At 57.1% G+C, this 18,374-nt stretch carries 15 protein-coding genes; 4 read left to right on the top strand and 11 right to left on the bottom strand.

The features are described 5' to 3' along the window. Nucleotides 1-102 precede the first annotated feature (102 nt). Nucleotides 103-1,272 (top strand): alginate export family protein, encoded by a 1,170-nt coding sequence (locus tag D9N14_RS02410; protein ID WP_290576475.1) that lies wholly within the window; start codon nucleotides 103-105, stop codon nucleotides 1,270-1,272. Nucleotides 1,273-1,367: 95 nt separating this feature from the next. On the opposite strand, the gene can is transcribed toward D9N14_RS02410, so the two are convergent. The 10 genes from can to D9N14_RS02360 form a co-directional block, all read right to left on the bottom strand. Continuing rightward, nucleotides 1,368-2,015: a carbonate dehydratase gene (can, locus tag D9N14_RS02405; RefSeq protein WP_290576473.1), complete on the bottom strand. Its 648-nt coding sequence runs from the start codon at nucleotides 2,013-2,015 to the stop codon at nucleotides 1,368-1,370. Nucleotides 2,016-2,124: 109 nt separating this feature from the next. Next, a complete protein-coding gene (lon, locus tag D9N14_RS02400) occupies nucleotides 2,125-4,515 on the bottom strand; it encodes an endopeptidase La (protein WP_317622562.1) in 2,391 nt (796 codons plus the stop codon). Between the two features lie 158 nt (nucleotides 4,516-4,673). Further along, nucleotides 4,674-5,567, bottom strand: a complete 894-nt coding sequence (locus D9N14_RS02395; RefSeq protein ID WP_290576471.1) for a MerR family transcriptional regulator — start codon at nucleotides 5,565-5,567, stop codon at nucleotides 4,674-4,676. A 39-nt stretch (nucleotides 5,568-5,606) separates the two neighbouring features. Then, nucleotides 5,607-6,398 (bottom strand): hypothetical protein, encoded by a 792-nt coding sequence (locus D9N14_RS02390; RefSeq protein WP_290576469.1) that lies wholly within the window; start codon nucleotides 6,396-6,398, stop codon nucleotides 5,607-5,609. A gap of 32 nt (nucleotides 6,399-6,430) precedes the next feature. Next, on the bottom strand, nucleotides 6,431-7,690 hold the full coding sequence (locus D9N14_RS02385) for an SAM-dependent methyltransferase (RefSeq protein ID WP_290576467.1): 1,260 nt from the start codon (nucleotides 7,688-7,690) through the stop codon (nucleotides 6,431-6,433). Then, nucleotides 7,687-8,433: a DUF1365 domain-containing protein gene (locus tag D9N14_RS02380; RefSeq protein ID WP_290576465.1), complete on the bottom strand. Its 747-nt coding sequence runs from the start codon at nucleotides 8,431-8,433 to the stop codon at nucleotides 7,687-7,689. Before D9N14_RS02380 ends, D9N14_RS02385 begins: the two co-directional genes overlap by 4 nt. Then, a complete protein-coding gene (locus D9N14_RS02375) occupies nucleotides 8,403-9,707 on the bottom strand; it encodes an NAD(P)/FAD-dependent oxidoreductase (protein ID WP_290576462.1) in 1,305 nt (434 codons plus the stop codon). The genes D9N14_RS02380 and D9N14_RS02375 overlap by 31 nt, the downstream gene beginning before the upstream one ends. Continuing rightward, entirely contained in the window at nucleotides 9,697-10,464 is a 768-nt protein-coding gene (locus tag D9N14_RS02370; RefSeq protein WP_290576460.1) for an SDR family NAD(P)-dependent oxidoreductase, read from the bottom strand. Before D9N14_RS02370 ends, D9N14_RS02375 begins: the two co-directional genes overlap by 11 nt. Then, nucleotides 10,461-11,891, bottom strand: a complete 1,431-nt coding sequence (gene phrB, locus D9N14_RS02365) for a deoxyribodipyrimidine photo-lyase (protein WP_290576455.1) — start codon at nucleotides 11,889-11,891, stop codon at nucleotides 10,461-10,463. Before phrB ends, D9N14_RS02370 begins: the two co-directional genes overlap by 4 nt. A 39-nt stretch (nucleotides 11,892-11,930) precedes the next feature. Continuing rightward, nucleotides 11,931-12,896, bottom strand: a complete 966-nt coding sequence (locus D9N14_RS02360; protein ID WP_290576453.1) for a YbgA family protein — start codon at nucleotides 12,894-12,896, stop codon at nucleotides 11,931-11,933. 572 nt (nucleotides 12,897-13,468) lie between these two features. Between D9N14_RS02360 and D9N14_RS02355 the strand changes: the two genes are divergently transcribed. Genes D9N14_RS02355 through D9N14_RS02345 form a run of 3 tightly spaced genes read left to right on the top strand, consistent with a single transcriptional unit; the run spans nucleotide 13,469 to nucleotide 15,804 of the window. Next, nucleotides 13,469-13,741 (top strand): PepSY domain-containing protein, encoded by a 273-nt coding sequence (locus D9N14_RS02355; RefSeq protein ID WP_290576451.1) that lies wholly within the window; start codon nucleotides 13,469-13,471, stop codon nucleotides 13,739-13,741. Between the two features lie 44 nt (nucleotides 13,742-13,785). After that, nucleotides 13,786-14,460, top strand: coding sequence for a response regulator transcription factor (locus D9N14_RS02350; protein WP_290576449.1), 675 nt, complete (start codon nucleotides 13,786-13,788; stop codon nucleotides 14,458-14,460). Nucleotides 14,461-14,463: 3 nt separating this feature from the next. Next, nucleotides 14,464-15,804: an ATP-binding protein gene (locus D9N14_RS02345; RefSeq protein ID WP_290576447.1), complete on the top strand. Its 1,341-nt coding sequence runs from the start codon at nucleotides 14,464-14,466 to the stop codon at nucleotides 15,802-15,804. 1 nt (nucleotide 15,805) lies between these two features. On the opposite strand, the gene D9N14_RS02340 is transcribed toward D9N14_RS02345, so the two are convergent. After that, nucleotides 15,806-18,205, bottom strand: coding sequence for a hybrid sensor histidine kinase/response regulator (locus D9N14_RS02340; RefSeq protein ID WP_290576445.1), 2,400 nt, complete (start codon nucleotides 18,203-18,205; stop codon nucleotides 15,806-15,808). Nucleotides 18,206-18,374: the final 169 nt, after the last annotated feature.

Here is an 18,374-nt window from a genome sequence, read left to right as displayed (position 1 = left end):
ACCAAACCAATGGCTAAAGCAGTTGCAATCAGTTCCGTACTGGGGGCAATGGGTATAGCAATTCCCTTTAATGCGATGGCTGCTGATTCCCTGGAAGGTGCTTTGAAAGAAAGCACGACCAAACTGAACCTGCGTCCCCGTTATGAAAATGTTGAAGCCGTAACGGCCGCGGGCGACGAATCCCGTTCCGAAGCTGCCACATTGCGAACCCGATTGACCTTTACCACCGGCAGTTTCTATGACTTTTCTGCGGTACTGGAATTTGATGATGTGACTTCACTGAAAGATGTGAACTATTTTGACGGTGTGAATTCCAAGGACGGCCCGATCATCGCAGACCCGGAAGGCACTGAAGTGAACCAGGCTTACCTGGCCTATTCCGGATTGCCGGATACCAAATTCATTTGGGGCCGTCAGCGAATTCTGCTGGACAACCAGCGTTTTGTCGGTGGAGTAGGCTGGCGCCAGAACGAGCAGACTTATGATGCGTTCTCCATTGGTAATTCCAGTATTCCCGGCTTGTCCGCGTTTTATGCCAATGTATCCAACGTGAACCGAATTTTTGGTGAGCAGGCCACTCCCGATGTGGTGCCCGTTGCACGCCAGGGTGATCACACCCAAGAGACCAATCTGTTGAACGTAGGCTATACCATCGACGGCATAGGCAAGATCAGTGCGTACTACTATGACATTGACAACCTGGATGCTTTGGCGCTTTCCAACACCTCGATGGGTGTGCGTTTTGCCGGTGCCACCGAATTGGACGCCATTAAACTGGACTATGAGCTGGAATGGGCGGAACAGGAAGATACCGGTGACAATCCCAACGATTACACTGCGGACTACACGCTGATCAGCTTGTCCGGTACCATGAGCGGATTCACCCTGGGGCTGGCGCAGGAAACCCTGGGCGCGGATGATGATGCGGGTGTGGGCTTCACCACCTCCCTGGCCACGCTGCACAAATTCCAGGGTTGGGCGGATGTGTTCCTGGCTACCCCGGGCACGGGTATCGAAGATATGTACGTAACCTTCAAAGCCGGCCTGCCCATGGGTATGTCCTTCATCGCTATGTACCATGAGTTCGAAAGTGCCGAAGATGTGGCTGCAGGAACCTCCTCTGATTTCGGTTCTGAAATCGATATGGCGTTGAGCAAGAAATTCAGCAACGGTGCAACCCTGTTGTTGAAATACGCTGACTTCAGCGGTGGCGACGACTACTTCACTACAGATGTGACCAAAGTCTGGGTGATGGCGGAATACGCTATCTAATCATCCGCAGAATTTGAGGTCCAGGGCGCCGCTTAATTGCGGCGCTTTTTTTTGGGGGGGAGGGGCCACTGCCAGCGTTTGCAGGGTGGCTGGTGTTATGAATCCTGGGGTGTATTGTTTACCCGATATTCGTCGGCCAGGTCATCCGGTGAGTGAATATCTATGCCCAAGTCGTTTACCAGCCCGTCCTTCAGGCTGTAGATCCAGCCATGTACCGTCAGATCCTGACCCCGGGACCAGGCATCCTGAACCACATGGGAGTGCGCGACGTTCTTGACCTGCTGGGTGACATTCAGTTCACACAAATAATTATGGCGAGCCTCTTCGGACTGCAGTGTGTCCATCCGGTATTTGTTGCGGTAGTAGAGATTTTTGATGCTGTAGAGCCAGTTGTCGATGAGCCCGTGAGAGGTGTTATCCACCGCCGCCTTGACACCGCCACAGCCATAATGGCCGCATACAATGATGTGTTTTACCTTGAGGACTTTGACGGAAAATTCGATCACGGACATGCAGTTGAAGTCGGTGTGCACCACCAGGTTGGCAATATTGCGGTGCACGAAGATTTCCCCGGGTAACAGACCCACGATTTCATTTGCCGGTACGCGGCTGTCGGAGCAACCGATCCAGAGATACTCGGGGGATTGCGCTTCAGAGAGGCGACGAAAGAACTCAGGGTCTTCCCGGGTGATGCCCTCCGCCCATTTGACGTTATTGTCCAGCAGTGCTTGTAGCTTGTGCATTTGAATCAACCCGGTTTGTCTGGCTTTACCGGCAGATGATAAGGACCGACAGCCCGGCTGTCGATCCTTTGAGGTGGGCAAAAGTTGTTACAAATAATGGCCTGACCGCTTAGCCAAACACGACCTGGTATACATCCCGGTAGTGATCGGCGAAGTGCACAGTGAGGCCTTTACGAATGTAGTCCGGCAATTCGTCGTAGTCCCGTTGATTGGCTTTGGGGAGGATCAGTTCCTTGATCTTCTGGCGCCGGGCCGCAATCACTTTCTCGCGGATGCCCCCCACCGCCAATACCTGGCCGGTCAGCGTAATTTCACCGGTCATGGCGATGGGGCGGCGCAGCTTTTTGTTGCAGGCCATGGAGATCAGTGCGGTGGTCATGGTGATACCGGCGCTGGGTCCATCCTTGGGGGTGGCGCCTTCTGGCACATGGAGGTGCACGAAGGCTTTGGCAAAGAACGCCTCCGAGCCGCCGTACTCCTCGATGTGGGAGGAGGCATAACTGTAGGCCAGTTCCGCAGACTCTTTCATCACATCACCCAGTTGCCCGGTAATTTTCATGCCCGCATTGCGGTGGTGTACCGCGGTGGCTTCGATGGGCAGGGTGGCACCCCCCAGTGAGGTCCAGGCCAGGCCAGTGACCACGCCGACCCCTTGGATGGGGGTTTCGTCCCGGAAGATGGGTGGGCCCAGATACTCCTCCAGATTGGCCGGGGTGATGCTGATCTTGTCATTGGGGGCCTTCAGCAGTTTCACCACTGACTTGCGGACGATCTTGTTGAGGGTTTTTTCCAGGTTGCGCACCCCGGCTTCCCGGGCATAGCCTTCAATGATGTTGCGCAGGGCGGTCTTGGAAATTTTCAGCAGGGACTTTTTGACGCCGGCCCGGTTCAGGCATTTGGGCCACAGATGATTTTGGGCGATGGCCAGTTTTTCCTCGGTGATGTAACCGGACAGGCGAATCAGGTCCATGCGGTCCAGCAGGGGGCCGGGTATGCTGTCCAACTGATTGGCGGTACAGACAAACAGCACGTTGGAGAGGTCCAGGCGCAGATCCAGATAGTGATCCAGGAATTCCCGGTTCTGTTCCGGGTCCAGCACTTCCAGCAGGGCGGAGGCGGGATCGCCCTGATAGGAGGCGCCGATCTTGTCGATTTCATCCAGCATGATCACCGGGTTACTGACCTCCACATCCTTCAGGGCCTGCACCAGTTTGCCGGGCATGGCGCCGATGTAGGTGCGGCGATGACCTTTGATTTCCGCTTCGTCGCGCATGCCACCCAGGCTGAATCGATAGAATTTACGCCCCAGTGCTTCGGCGATGGATTTGCCGATGGAAGTCTTGCCCACGCCGGGCGGGCCCACCAACAGCAGAATCGAGCCGCTGATTTCCCCTTTATAGGTACCCACCGCGAGAAATTCCAGAATGCGTTCTTTAACGTCATCCAGGCCGTCATGATGTTTGTCCAGGGTGACCCGGGCGTGTTCTATGTCCAGCATGTCCTCGGAGGTGATACCCCAGGGCACCGCGGTGGCCCAGTCCAGATAATTGCGCGTGACGGCATATTCCGGTGAACCGATTTCCAGCATGGACAGCTTATGCAGTTCGTCCTCGATCTTTTTCATGGCAGCCGGGGGTACGGTGCATTTGTCCAGGCGCTCACGAAACTCGTCAACGTCGCTTTCCTTGTCATCCTTGGTGATGCCCAATTCTTTCTGAATGACTTTCAGTTGTTCCCGCAGGAAGAAGTTGCGCTGGTGTTCCTCCAGCTTGGCATTCACCTGGCGATTGATCTGCAGGTGCAGGCGGGCGACTTCCAGTTCCTTTTTCAGCAGCAACAGCACCTTCTCCATGCGCTTTAACAGCGGCACGGCGTCCAGCACTTCCTGCAGGTCTTCCGGTTCGGCAGTGGTCAGGCCGGCGGCAAAGTCCGTCAGCGGAGAGGCGTCGTTGGGGCTGAACCGGTCCAGGTAGTCCCGCAGTTCTTCAGTGTAAAGGGGGTTGATGGATACCAGTTCCTTGATGGAGTCGATGATGGCAATGCCGTAGGCTTTTACCTCCTGGGCATCTTCTTCCCGAGGATATGGGTAGGTGACTCCGGCCATCAGCGGCGGGGACTTGTGCAGCCACTGGTGGACCCAGGTACGGCGAATACCCTGGGCTATGAACTGGATCTTGCCTTCATCGCGCACCACATTGTGAATGCGCACCACGCAGCCCATGCGCTCAAAGCGGTCGGTCAACAGGACGCCGTCGTCCGGCTCCGGGGCATAACAGAGTGCCAGGCAGCGGTGAGGCGTTTTAGCCACCCGTTCGATGGTGGAGGCCCAGGGCTCTTCGTCCACCACGATGGGTTGTACCTGAGCCGGGAAAAACGGCTTGTTGGAAATGGGAATAACGTAGAGACGTTCCGGTAAAGAGGAATCCGGCAGGGCCAGGCCCCGTTCCAGTTGTTCCTCACTGACTTCGATGATATCCGGATCCTGATCGTCTTTTGCCACCTGGTGTCCACCCGTGTTGCAGAAAATGAAATATCCATTTATATCGGTGCCGGGGTGACAATTTTCAAGTGGGGCAGGGATTTATTTTACAGTCTGGGTCCGTTCGCCGTGGTGTGGATGGGAGCGCGCCGGGTATTTTTGTCAGGAGCGTTACCAACTCAGCGCAGGGAATCCAGGACTCCGGACAGGTTGCTCAGCGAATCCACCTGCAGGGCGCCGATCTGCGCCAGGGTCGCTGTGTAGCGTGCCGCGCTGCTGCCGCCGACGATGAGCCGGCTTTGGGTCGGCATGCTGCGCCCGAGTTGTTCCAGTTGCAGTGGAATGGACGGGTCGTCCATGGGATAACCCAGGCTGATGGCAACGGCGCGGGCGACTTTGTCCTCAGCGCAGAACAGGATCTCCTCAAGGGGCACGGCGGCGCCCAGGTAAATCACGTTCCAACCGCTTTGGGCTGCTACCACCGCTGACATGGTGGCTCCCAGTTCATGAAGCTGCCCCGGCAGTGTGGCAACGATGATTCTGGGGCCGTGGGCGTCGGTGTTGGCTTCCAGCATGAAGCGGCCCAGGAAAGAGCGCACGTGGGCGCTGGAAAAGTGCTCCTGACAGGTGCGTATCGCCCCGCTGCGCCACAGTTCACCCACCTGCTCCATCAGTGGGTAGAGAAAGTGCAGCATGAAGCCCACGGAGCCCATGCTGACGAAAGCCTGCTGCAGGGTCTGTTCCAGCCGCACTGGGTTGAGTTCGATGATGGCGTCGATGGCCTCGGCGATGGTTTGGTTTACCGCCAGGTTTGCCGCTGGGCGGCTACTCGGGGTGGCGGAGACGGTGATGTCGCGTAATTCCTCATTGCTGAGTGCGGCCACAGCACTTATGCGCCGCCCCTGCTCGGTCACCCGCCGTAACAGGCTCAGGCGTTCTATATCGTCGTCGCTGTACAGGCGTTGATTGGATGGCGTGCGCTCCGGGGCAACCACGTTATAACGCCGCTCCCAGATGCGAATGACATCCGGGGTGAGACCGGTTTTTTCTGCCACGGACTGGATGGTGTGCACTGCCTGTAACCTCGTATTTGAAAGCGCTATTGTAACCCGTCAGAACAGGTTCACAATCGGTTGCGCGGGCTGCTGTGGGTATTCGTAAAATATGTTTGCCACCACCGGTTGGTCGCCTGAAAGCTGCATATTGGTCTGGCCGCTGTAATGCATCAGCTGCGGACGAGCATCCGGATTAGTGCCCAGTTCATAGGTCAATAGAATGGGGTCCACTAACCATCGTAACAGGGTGTTTTCCGGATACACCCGCAGGGTGATGGTATGCGGGGATTGCTCCAGGGGTTCAGCGCGAAAACGGAACCAGTCCAGGCGTGCCGGATTGATGAAGTTGAACTGCAGGGGCTGGCCGGCCCGCAGCGTGTCCATATTGTCCTTCAGGAAGGCATCAAAGCCGGCGTCCGCCACCACCGGCTCCGGAATCCGCAAGCGCCGCTCCCGCCATTCCTCACCGGCTTCTTTGCATCGCACCAGCACCTGGTCGGGGCCTTGCCAATACAGGGCCTCCTGGTAATCCGCGGCATGGTTGGCGAAGGTGAATTCCGGGGCGTAGGGGTGTTTGGCATAATCCAACGCTTTGCTGGCCAGCGGGGTGTTGCCTTGTGCCGGCCGGTATTCGACAGCACTGGAGAGCAGTCGACCCTGCTGATCGAACCGGTTGCGATAGGCTTCAGTGAAGAACAGGGCCCCTGTTCGCTCATGGTAGGCGTAGCCGACAATGGTGGGCGCCTGGCGGGACATATGAGGTGTTATTTGGGGTGCCATTGGGGGTTGAGTCCAGCCTGTGCTGGACACCAGTAACCCCAGCAGCAAAATGGGCAATGCAATTCGCATGGTTTTGACCTCCCTGCAGTGTGTCCGGCCGGTTACAGTTGACCCAGTACCGACGGGCCGCGATACATCGGCTTGGCGAACAGCATCTGCACGTCACCGATGATGCGCTCGGCAAAGCCGCCCTCGCAGTAGCAGAAGTAGTAGTCCCACATGCGAATGAATTCCTCGTTGTAACCCAGGGCACGAATGGCATCGATATTGTCGAAGAATTGTTGCCGCCACAATTGCAGGGTGCGGGCATAGTGGGGCGTGATGTCTTCCAGGTGGGTGAGTGCCAGATCGCTGTTGCGCCCACTGACTTCGGTCAGGGCTTTCACCGAGGGCAGGCAGGCTCCGGGGAAAATGTAGCGTTGAATCCAGTCGATATTGTTCTTGGCTTTTTCGTAGCGTTGATCATCAATGGTAATGGCCTGAATCAGAGCCAGTCCATCCTCTTCCAACAGGCGGCCCAGGGCACGGAAGTAGTCCGGATAGTACTGATGTCCTACGGCTTCAATCATCTCAATGGACACCAGCTTGTTGTACTTGCCCTGCAGGTTGCGGTAGTCCTCCTTGAGCAGGGTGACCAGGTGGCCAACACCGGCTAGCTGGATTTGTTCCCGGGCGTAGTCGTATTGCTGCTGGGAAATGGTCGTGGTGGTCACGCGGCAACCGTAGTGACGGGCCGCATAAATGGCCATGCCACCCCAGCCAGTGCCGATTTCCACCAGGTGGTCGCTGGGCTTCAGATCCAGCTTCTGACAGATACGCTGTAGTTTATAGAGAGAGCCTTGCTGCAGTGATGCATCGGGGCGGGGGAAAACCGCAGAGGAATACATCATGGTGGGATCCAGAAACAACTTGAACATCTCGTTGCCCAGGTCGTAGTGGGCGGCGATGTTGCGGCGTGAGCCTTTTTCCGTGTTGCGGTTGCTGAGGTGATAGGCCAGCTGTGCCGGCTTTGATAACAGGGCGAATCCGGAATCCAATCGTTGTACCGTGGCCAGATTCTGACTCATGAAGCGGATGACGTCAGTGGTGTTGGGCGAGTCCCAATCCCCGGACATGTAGGATTCGCCGGCGCCGATGCTGCCACCCAGGACCATGGCGGGATAGCAGGCCGGATCACGGATCACGATTTCGGCCACCACTGAGTCGGCCTGCTTTTTGCCGGTGAAGGTATAGCTGCCTTCTGCATCGGTCACCTTCAGGGTGCCGTAGTCGACTCGCTGTAACAGCCTGAACAGTTGCTGTTTGCAGAGCCGTTTCATGCCTTTGAGCGGGGCCGATGTGGTCAATGTGGTGGAGTTCATGATGATGGGTCCTCGTGAATGTTGGGATGATGATAAAAGCGCGCGCCCTTGAGCCAGAGCTTGAGAGCCTGCCAGTAGATGCCACTGATGGTCTTCAGTGTCACCAGGGGAAATTTGAACAGGATGCGGTTCAGGTTGTGCCGGGTGGCGGCCATGCGTTCCAGCTCCAGCAGTGCTGTGAATACGGTGTCACCGTTGCGCAGGCAGCGAATGGATATGTTCGCGGATTGGTCGGGGGCGGGTATCCGCCAGCGGTACTGCAGGTCCATGTCCAGAAAAGGCGACACATGAAAGCGTTTTTCGGTGTCCTCGCTGCGTTGAAGTTCCGCCTCGGTCAGGACGTAAGTGTGTTTTTCCTGCCAGGGGGTGTTGGTGACTTCCGTGACCACATATTTAAGTTGGTCCCCTTCAAAGCAAAAATAGAACGTGGCCGGATTGAAACAGATGCCGAGATAACGCAGGTGGCCCAGCAGGCACACGCGGCCGCTGAATGTCTGTCCGGTCTGGCGTTCGATCTCGGCGCTCACGGCTTGCTTGAGATCGGGTATGTCTGGTCGCAGATAGTCTTCGCGATGGAAGCTGGCCCAGTTGAAACGCTCGCGGGACCACAGTGGGGAGGTCCGGAAAAACGGATCCAGCTCATCCAGGTCCAGGTACAGCATGAACATGGGGTAGCGGAACTGATGTGCCGGCGCCTGGCGGCGCAGGTGGGTTACAAAGCCCTGGTAGAGTGCGCTGTGCATGCTGGCACCAATTCATCAAAGTGGACGTTGAGGGACTCGGCAACCCGTATGGCGCTGTTGACCCCGTCTTCGTGAAAGCCATTGAACCAGTAGGCACCGCAATAGAATGTGTGTTGATGACCGTTGATCTCGTCAAACCTGTTTTGAGCGTCAGCGCCGGCCAGGGTGAAGGCCGGGTGACTGTAGCGATAGCGACGCAAAATGGTGGCGGGATCAATATCGGCATCCTGATTCAGGCTGACGCAGAACGTGGTTTCGGAATCGAAATTCTGCAGAATGTTCATGTTGTAGGTGACGGTCACCGGCTGCCCTGCGTGGGTGGGAATGCGGTAATTCCAGGCCGCCCACCCGTTTTTGTTGCGGGGCAACAGGCGCGTGTCGGTATGCAGTACCACGCTGTTGTCCTGATAGGGAATCGCCCCCAGTATGCTGTGTTCCCGGACACTGGGTTGGGCCAGCATCGCCAGAGCCTGGTCGCTATGACAGGCAAACACCACGGCATCGAAGTCATGCTCTGCGCCCTGGTGGTCGGTGAGCCGGACTCCGTGTTCATGGCGGGTTACCCGGCGGATGCCCCGCTGCAGGTGTACGGCTCCCGTCAGTTTGCGCTTGAGTACATCCACGTAGGATCGGGAGCCACCACTGATGACGCGCCATTGGGGCCGGTTGTTCACAGACAGAAGTCCATGATGGTGGAAGAACCGAATAAAAAAGGCGGCAGGAAACGCCATCATGTCCGCTTCCGGTGCTGACCAGATGGCTGCGCCCATGGGAATAATGTAGTAGCGGCGGAACGCATCGCCGTAGCCTTCACGGTTCAGGTAGTCCTGCAGAGTAATGCCGTTGTCCAGGGTGCCGCTCAGGTAATGGCGGGTGGCTTCCTTGTTGAAGCGCATGATGTCCTGGATCATGCGCCAGAAACGCAGATTCACCAGGTTGCGCCGTTGACAGAACAGGGTGTTGAGGTTGGAACCGTTGTATTCCAGGCCGCTGCGATCACAACGTACGCTGAAGCTCATGTCGGAATCTTCGCTGGCCACGCCCAGATGATCCATCAGGCGAATGAAATTGGGATAGGTCCAGTCATTGAATACAATGAAGCCGGTGTTCACCGGGTAAACCCGGCCATTGTGTTCAATGTCCACGGTGTTGGTGTGGCCGCCCAGATAATCATCCTGTTCGAACAGGGTCACCTGGTAGCGACGTTGCAACAGGTAGGTGGTGGTCAGGCCGGAGATGCCGCTGCCGATGACGGCGATGTGTTTATAGTTCATGGTGTACGTTCCTGGAGAGGCTGCTGGTAATACGGTGACGCAGGAAATGGGGGGTGGACCTGAGGCAGCGCAGTACCCACGTTAAAGGCTTGGGGAAATCAATATTGAAGCGACCATGCTCGATACCTTTAATGATGCGCGTTGCCGCCTGCTCGGAGGACATCAGCAACGGCATGGGGAAATCGTTGCCCTGGGTGAGCTCGGTATCTACAAAGCCCGGATGAATCACACTGAGGGCAAATCCTTCCGGTTTCAGGTCGGAGGCCAGAGATTCCATAAACTGGGAGATGGCAGCTTTGGCGGCACTATAGGCTTCGGCCCTGGGCAGACCCGCGTAAACCGAGCTGCTGCTCATGGCGACAATATGGGGGTGGTCGGAGCGCCGCAGCAGGTGCAGGCAGGATTCCAGCGTGTAGACGAAGCCCAGATAGTTGGTTTCCATCATGCGGCGCGCGACGCCACTGTCGAAGTGGCGTACATCCAGGTATTCGCAGTGACCGGCGTTGGCGATCAGGCAGTCCAGGCGTCCGAACATGTGGTCGATGAAGGCGCTGGTGTCTGCCAGTTGCGACATTTGGGTCACGTCCGCTTGCCGGATCACAATCTCCGGAACTTCCTCTTTCAGTTGCAGCAGCTTCTCCTGGGAGCGGGCACTGGCAATCACGGTGTTGTAGCGGGCCAGCTGGACAGCCAGGGCACGTCCGATGCCGCTGGAGGCGCCGGTGATCCAGATGACGTTGTTACGCAATTCCATCATGCTATCTCCGCGGCCATGGCCTGAGCGTTCTTGAACGCTTGTTTGACCTGCTCTACTGAAGTTCGGTGATCCACGATGGGTTGCGGGTAACCGCACATCTGTCGTTCCAGCGGGGTCGGATCGTGAATTTGCCTGGGGCCTAATTGCGCCAGCTCCGGCACCCACTGGCGAATGAAATCGCCGTTGGCATCAAAGCGTTGCGACTGGCGGACCGGGTTGAAAACACGAAAGTAGGGGGCGGCATCGGCACCGGTGGAGGCGGACCACTGCCAGCCGCCGTTGTTGGCGGCATAATCGCTGTCGATCAGGGTCTGCATGAAATAGGCCTCCCCCAAGCGCCAGTCCATGAACAGTTGCTTGGTAAAAAACATCGCTGTGACCATGCGCAGCCGGTTGTGCATCCAGCCCATCTGATTGAGTTGGCGCATGCCGGCGTCCACCAACGGGTAGCCGGTCAGGCCCTGTTGCCAACGTTGCAGATGCTCCGGGTCTCTCGACCAGGGAATGAACCGGGTCTGGGGGTTAAAGGCTTCACCCTTACTGAGTTCCGGGTAGTGATAGGAGAGGTGCTTGTAAAATTCCCGCCAAACCAGTTCGTTGATCCAGGTGAGAATGCCGGGATTGCCGGAATCCCACTCAAAGTGGTTACCCTTCAGAGCCTGCAACAGGCAACTGCGGGGTGAGATGGCGCCCACCGCAAGGTAGGGAGACAATTGGCTGGTGGCACCCAGGGAAGGTATGTCCCGCCGCTCTTTGTAGTGGTCGATCAGGCGCTCGGAGAACTGATTCAGCCGTTGCCAGGCCGCCTCGCTCCCGGCCTGCCAGAAACGGTTGGCCGCGGTGGGATGCTGCCAGGACAGTATTTCTTCTTCCGGTGTGGCGGCGATGGGCAGCGGGGACTGGGCGCTGGGACGCGGCAGGCTGGTCAGGCTGTGCTCGGCTATCTGCTTTTGCCAGGCCCGTTTGAACGGTGTGAAAACCCGATAAGGGTTGCCTTCGGCCGTCAACACCTGGCCCACCGGTAGCAGGGTTTGATCCTGATAAAATTGAACCCCGGTGCCGGCCTGTTGCAGTGCACGGTGGGCGTCGCTGTCCCGCCGCCGTTCGTTCAGCTCCAGCTCCCGATTGGCAAACAGGGTTTGCACCTGATGCTGGCGGCAAAGCTTCACCAGCAACGTAACCGAGCTGCGGTAGTCGTCACACAAAAGGGCGAGCAGGGGGATGTTCAAGTCAGCCAGCTCTGCGCGCAGCGCCGCTACATTTTCCAGGATAAAACGCTGCTTGGTTGGCCCCACGTCATGTCGTGCCAATTGCGCCGGCGTGAAGAAGTAAAACGCCACCACCGGCTGGCCGCTTGCGGCGGCTGCGTGCAGGGCCGGATTGTCGTGGGTACGAAGATCGTTACGGAACCAGACGGCGTGCAGCATGTAGTACTCCCTGTGACGGTGTCTATAGCAAATGGGCGGTTAGAAAATATGGCTGCGCAGACCCAACTCATGGGGATAGGGCGCCAGATAGTGCTGTTGCAGCGGATAGGCGTACTCTTCCGCTTGTTGTTCAAAGTGATGACGCAGCAGGGCAATGGGGACAATCAAGGGCACGATACCGCGGCGATAGTCCTCGATGCTGACCACCAGTTCCTGCTTGTCGCGGGGGCTTAATACCTGTTTGAGGTAGCCCATGAGGTGCATCAGCACATTGCACTGCGTGCCCCGCTTGGGTGGGGTTTCCAACGCGGCCATCAGCAACTTGATGTACTGGTCAGCGATGGGCTGCAGGTCCGGTTGATCCAGGCGCGATACCAGGCGGCCAAGGGTTTTGTAGGCGGCGTAGTCGCGGGACATCACCAGGTACTTGTGGCGACTGTGGAACGCCACCAGCCCGGCGGCGGTTACGCCTGTGGACACCAGGTTTTTCCAGCGGTGCAGGGTGAACACCCGAACGATAAAATTCTCCCGCAAGCCGGCATCGTTGAGGCGCCCTGCCTCTTCGATGGGGAGCAGCGGATTGGATTGGCGCAGGGCCAGGCTGAACAAACCCTCGGTCTTGTTCACCGGGTGCCCGTTGGGCAGGTACAACTTCACCCCGAACACACCACAACTGGGCGAGTTTGGGGTGGCGATGAAGCCGCACAGGTCTGGCTGTGCCCGGGCATAATCGCGGCCATGCTGGAGCAGTGGAATGCTGTGATCCCGGCTTGGGTCATCGCTCTCCACCGCCCGTACGTCATTGCCCATGTCCACCAGACGAATGGGCTTGCGGGGTACTGGCAAGCCAATTTCCACCTCCGGGCAGGTGGGCACGAATTCAAAGTGGTCGGCGAGCACCGAAGTGCAGAAGCGGTTGTGTTTGTGATCGCCGTTGTAGCGTACGTTATCCCCCAGCAGGCAGCGGCTGATGCCGACGGGGATTTTGGAAGTTGCCTGGTCCATTTTGTTTGTCCATATGTTGTCCTAGACAAATGAATATTAAATCCAGTTGTTGAGGGTTGTCAAAGTTTATGTCTAGGTATTGTCTAATTCTGTTTCAGAGTTGTTCAGGCAGGGGGTAGCAATAGGGCTGGGGCATAAAAAAAGCCAGCGGGCGCTGGCTTTGAACTCGAACGGGAGGAATAACGTCAGGTTTTGTACAATAAACGGGTGCTGGATTATCCGAAATACATGTTCTCGAGGTATTCTTTCAGAGCACAGAAGCCGGCGGCCTGCTCTGGATGAGTGATTTCAAATAAGAAAGTGGCGGATTCCTTGATGCTCATATCGTGCCTCCAGGCTTGTGTAAGGTGATCAGCGAAATGCTTGATCGCATTTTGTATACAGCAACCCCCATGCCATTCGGCTATCCTTGTTGCTAAGGTTATGAATATTCAATAAAAACAGTTGTGGCTATGGGATTGTTCTGCGTTCCTGATGGGGTGACGACGTTTTAATTGAGGGCAGTCAATTCAGGGTTGGTTCACAATGGGTGCGTTATGGTGATCACCAGATTATCGGAGTTGTTCAGGTTCATGAGATTCAAATTCCCTATGCTGTGCGTCGTAATGCTGCTATTGGGCAGTCTGCCGGTGGCCTCTCATGCCCGGGATGGGGTCATGTGGGTGGCGGAGCTCAGTCCGTCCCAGGCCGCCAGCAAGGTGGTCAAGAAAACCGGTGGCAAAGTGCTCAAGGTCACACTGGAAGAGCGCGACGGTCGCGGGGTTTATCGGGTCAAGGTACTGTTACCGGAAGGCCGCATCAAAACCGTGTTTGTGGACAAGGAAACCGGCGGCAACGGCGGTTAAAGGTGTCTAGGCTGGTCAACGTTGTGTAAGGAGGGAAGTTTCCGGTGAGAATTCTGGTGGTGGAAGACGAGCAGCACTTGCGCGAGCAGATCGGCAATGCGCTGCAAAAGAAGGGCTACAGTGTCGATCTGGCGGTGGACGGTGAAGAGGGGCGCTATTACGGCACGGAGTTCGAATACGATGTGGCCATCATCGACCTGGGGCTGCCCAAGCTGAGTGGCATCGACCTGATCCGCGCCCTGCGGCAGCAGGACATCAACTACCCAATATTGATCCTGACCGCCCGGGGGCATTGGCAGGACAAGGTGGACGGACTGGAATCCGGAGCCGATGATTACGTGGTGAAACCCTTTGAAATGGAGGAGGTGTTTGCCCGTCTCAATGCCCTGATCCGACGCTCCGCCGGACACGCCAAACCGGTGGTGACGGTGGGGGGCATCGCGCTGGACACGGCGGCGCAGAAAGTCTCGCTTAACGGCACCGCGGTGGAGCTCACCAGCTTTGAGTACAAGGTGCTGGAATACCTCATGCTGCGGCCCGGCGAAGTGGTTTCCAAAACCGTATTGACCGAGCACATCTATGCCCAGGATTTCGACCGCGACAGCAATACCATTGAAGTCTTCGTGGGGCGTCTGCGTAAGAAACTGGACCCGGACAATGCCCTGAAGCCCATCGAAACCCTGCGCGGCCGTGGTTACCGGTTTGCTCTGGAGTCCTGATTCTTGTTATCGCTGAGAACCCGTTTTGTGCTGGTGGCGGCGCTGATACTGGCGGCCTTTTCCATCAGCGCCGGTTGGATTTTGCGGCAGTCGTTCCAGGCCAGTATCGTTGATCGGGCGCGGGAACAGCTGAAGCTGCAGATGTTTGGCTTCATTGCCACTGCGGATTACGACCACGACCGGCTGGAATTGCCGGAGCAACTGGCGGACCCTCGCTTCAATCAATTGAACTCCGGCCTGCTGGCGGTGGTCATTCATGAGGGAGAGGTGATCTGGCAGTCCCGCTCCCTGTTGCTTGAGCAATTCCCCCTGCCGCCCACCTCCGATACCGGGCAATGGATATTCCAGACGGTGGAAGATCAAAACGGGCGGCAGTATTACCAGCTCAGCATCAATGTATTCTGGGAAGAAACCGCGGCAGCCTCACCCTACACCTTCGTGGTAAGGGAATGGGACCAGCCCTACCTGGCCCAGATCAAAAGCTTTGAAACCACGCTCTGGATCTGGCTGGGTGGTCTGGTATTGGCGGCCATTGTGCTGGTGTTCGGTGTACTGAACCTGGGTTTTCGTCCCTTCCGCAGGCTGGCCCGGGAGTTGGATGGGGTGGAGATGGGCCGCCAGCAACGCATCATCAAACAATACCCCTCTGAGATCATGCCGGTGGTGAATAACCTGAATCGCCTGGTGGAGCATGAGCGTTCCATGCGCGAGCGCTACAAGCACAGCCTGGGCAACCTGGCCCACAGCCTGAAAACCCCGTTGGCGGTGCTCAAGGGATTGGAGCGTGGTAGCGATCCGCTGGCCGACCCGCAGCAGGACACCCTGAATGAACAGGTGCGCCGTATGGACGAAATCGTCAACTACCAGTTGAAACGGGCAATCACCGCCGTGCCTCAGGTGAGTGGACAGGGCGCCGTGCTATTGGACATGTACCAGCGCATGACCAAGGTGCTGGCCAAGGTCTACGCCGACCGTGCGATCAGTTTTGAGCAGGACATCCGCCCGGGCCTGCGTATGCCCTGGGATGACGGTGACACCCTGGAGGTGCTGGGCAACCTCATGGACAACGCCTGCAAATACGGGGGCGATCGGGTCAGAGTGGGCGGGCACATCCACGATGGGCAGATTCGTTTTTACGTTGAAGACAACGGACCGGGGATTGCGCCCGGTGATGAAGCCAGGGTCCTGAGTCGTGGTGTGCGCCGGGATGAACGGGCCAGCGGGCAGGGTATTGGCCTGGCGGTGGTGAATGACATTGTTACGGCGTCCGGCGGCACCCTCAGTATCGCGGCCTCTGAATGGGGCGGAGCCCGCTTCCTCATCAGCCTGCCGTTGAACTGGTAACTCAGGCCAACTGTGGCGATTCGGTATCGTAGCTCAGCCAGCGGTTGATGGCGGCAATCAGGATGGCCTGGTTGAAAGGCTTTTTGATGTAATCGTTCATGCCGGCGGAGATGCAGTGTTCCCGGTCCCCCGGATTGGTGTTGGCGGTGACGGCAATGATGGGTATGGATGCATTGCGATTGTTCAGCTGGCGGATGCGGCGGGCGGCCTCAAAGCCATCCATGATCGGCATCTGGCAATCCATGAACACCAGATCATATTCCCGCTTCTCCATCATATTGATGGCTTCACGGCCGTTGCCCGCAGAGAATACCTGGAAGCCCAGTTTGCGCAACTGGCCTTCCATCACCAGTTTGTTCACGTAGTTATCCTCCACTACCAGGATGTCGGTGTTATCCGGACGAATGCTGGTGGAGATCTGGTTGGCCTGGCGGAACTGATCTGCAGCCGGTTTGAAGGGCAGGGTCAACACCACCTGGGTGCCTTCGTTCACCACCGACTTGAATTCCAGTTTGCCCTGCAGGATGTTCACAATCTTCTGGCAGAGGGCAAGGCCGATCCCCAAACCGCCTTTACGGCGCGTCAGTGAGCCGTCTGCCTGTTTGAAGGAATTGAAAATATCCGATTGCAGGGATTCCGGCACACCGCAACCGGAATCCCGGATCACAAACATGAGTTTTTCCGTCTCCGACTCACTGGACTGCAGGTGGGTCACCTCAAACCGCACAAACCCCTGATCGGTAAACTTGAATGCGTTGTCCAGCAGGTGATCCAGCAGCAGGCGCAGCTTGTCCTCGTCCCCTTCCAGCGTCATGGGGATGTTATTGTCCAGCCGGAAGTCAAAATCCAGATCCTGCATGGAAGCGCGCCCCCGATAATACATCGCCATCTCCTGCAGGCATTCCTTGATACGGAAGGGGTGGGCATTGGGTTTGGCGATGCCGGATTCCAACTGGGTGTAGGTCAGTATATTTTCGATCATGCCCATCATGTCCCGGCTGGAACGGCTGATGGTGCTCAGGTATTTCACCTGCTCGGTATTCAGGTCGGTGTGTTCCAGCAGCTCATAGGCGCCGAAAATACCGTTCATGGGGGTGCGCAACTCGTGGCTGACGGTGGACAGGAACTCATCCTTGAAGCGATTGCTGGCCGCCAGTTTCACGTTGCTTTCCTCCAGGCGCCGCTTGGCATCCTGCTCCACCTGGATGCGCTCGGCCTGCAGTACGTTGATGCGGTCGCCCAGGGCCAGACCCAGCAGGATGGTTTCCAGCAGGGCCCCCATATGCACACTGAACAGGGTGAATTTATTCAGCGGAAACACACCGGATATGGTCAGCACCCAGCAGGCGCTACCGACAATGACACTGAGCCAGGCGATGAGAAAGAAGCGGGCGGTCTTCAACCCCCGCAGCATACCGACGCTGCCGGCGGAAAGACCGGCCACACAGATCAGTATGGTCAGCAGGTTCGCGGAGTTGGGCAACAACACTTTGCCGGTGACGATGATCAGCAGGATGTCGATTACCCCCATCAGCACCAGAAAACTGAACGCCTTGTGATGCAGAGGCATGTTCTCGCCGGTGTTCAGAAACTTCTGACAGAAGATGGCCCCCATGCAGATACTGAGCAGGGTGAAGATAAAGTGCACCCGGTAGGAGGCCAGGGACTCGTTGTGCATGAACAGCATCTCGCGCAGCAACCCATCGTGGGACAGCGTCCACAGGCCCAGGGAAATGATGTAAGCCACGTAGTACAGATAACTGCTTTTGCGGGTGGAGAAATACAGGAACAGATTGAACAGCCCCATCACCATGAAGGCGCCATAGAACAGCGCAGACAACGCCATCATGATGCGTTCGCTGCGCAATTGGCTGTTGGGGCTGCGCAGATTGATGGGCACAAACATGGGGGAGTCACTGTTTACCCGCAGGTACAGGGTCTGGATGTTGGTGCTGTGGCTGATGGAAAAGCAGGGGCGGGAACAATGCAGTTTGCTGGTTTGGGGATCGCCATAGCCCGCGTTCTGCTCATCCAGCAGGCGCCCGTTCTCAAAGCGGAACAGAGTGATGTGTTTCAGATGCGGGTAACCCAGCTCCAGCACCAGGTCGGAATGTTCCTGGTTGAAATCCACATCAAAGCGGAACCAGAACACAGAATGGGTGCGCCCCAGATAAGGCGTGTCCACGAACAGGGGCTCGAACTGCCGGCTGATCGCGGGCGAGCGCACGTCCTCCACCAGCAGGGTGCCGGACGGGTCCTCCAGCATCTGCAAATGCCGGCCCATGGGCATGTCCGTCACCTTCGATGCCTGAATAGGAGCAAAGTGGGGGGACGCTGCCCCCGGCCCGCAGGCAAGAACCAGCAACACGAACAGCAAAGGCTGATAAATGCGAAACTTCAACACGCCCCCCGGCCTGCCCTGCAATCAACGGGAATAATCATGTGGTGGGTCTTTAGTACTAAATTGCTGTAAGTGTAGTAAATAATTTCTTAAGTGATCGAATTTTAATGTTTTTTTTTGCAAGATCAGCCGCCACTCAGCCGCTAAATACACAAAATGTGAAAAGCAG

It is taken from the genome of Ketobacter sp. (assembly GCF_003671495.1).
In the GTDB taxonomy this organism is placed as follows: Bacteria; Pseudomonadota; Gammaproteobacteria; order Pseudomonadales; family Ketobacteraceae; genus Ketobacter.
This window is presented reverse-complemented; position numbering and strand designations above follow the sequence as displayed.

Bases quoted from the DNA above. Each gene is read 5' to 3' on its own strand.
- can (WP_290576473.1), bottom strand. From the start codon at position 2,015: ATGCACAAGCTACAAGCACTGCTGGACAATAACGTCAAATGGGCGGAG.
- D9N14_RS02390 (WP_290576469.1), bottom strand. From the start codon at position 6,398: ATGCGAATTGCATTGCCCATTTTGCTGCTGGGGTTACTGGTGTCCAGC.
- D9N14_RS02385 (WP_290576467.1), bottom strand. From the start codon at position 7,690: ATGAACTCCACCACATTGACCACATCGGCCCCGCTCAAAGGCATGAAA.
- D9N14_RS02380 (WP_290576465.1), bottom strand. From the start codon at position 8,433: ATGCACAGCGCACTCTACCAGGGCTTTGTAACCCACCTGCGCCGCCAG.
- D9N14_RS02375 (WP_290576462.1), bottom strand. From the start codon at position 9,707: ATGAACTATAAACACATCGCCGTCATCGGCAGCGGCATCTCCGGCCTG.
- D9N14_RS02370 (WP_290576460.1), bottom strand. From the start codon at position 10,464: ATGATGGAATTGCGTAACAACGTCATCTGGATCACCGGCGCCTCCAGC.
- phrB (WP_290576455.1), bottom strand. From the start codon at position 11,891: ATGCTGCACGCCGTCTGGTTCCGTAACGATCTTCGTACCCACGACAAT.
- D9N14_RS02360 (WP_290576453.1), bottom strand. From the start codon at position 12,896: ATGGACCAGGCAACTTCCAAAATCCCCGTCGGCATCAGCCGCTGCCTG.
- D9N14_RS02355 (WP_290576451.1), top strand. From the start codon at position 13,469: ATGAGATTCAAATTCCCTATGCTGTGCGTCGTAATGCTGCTATTGGGC.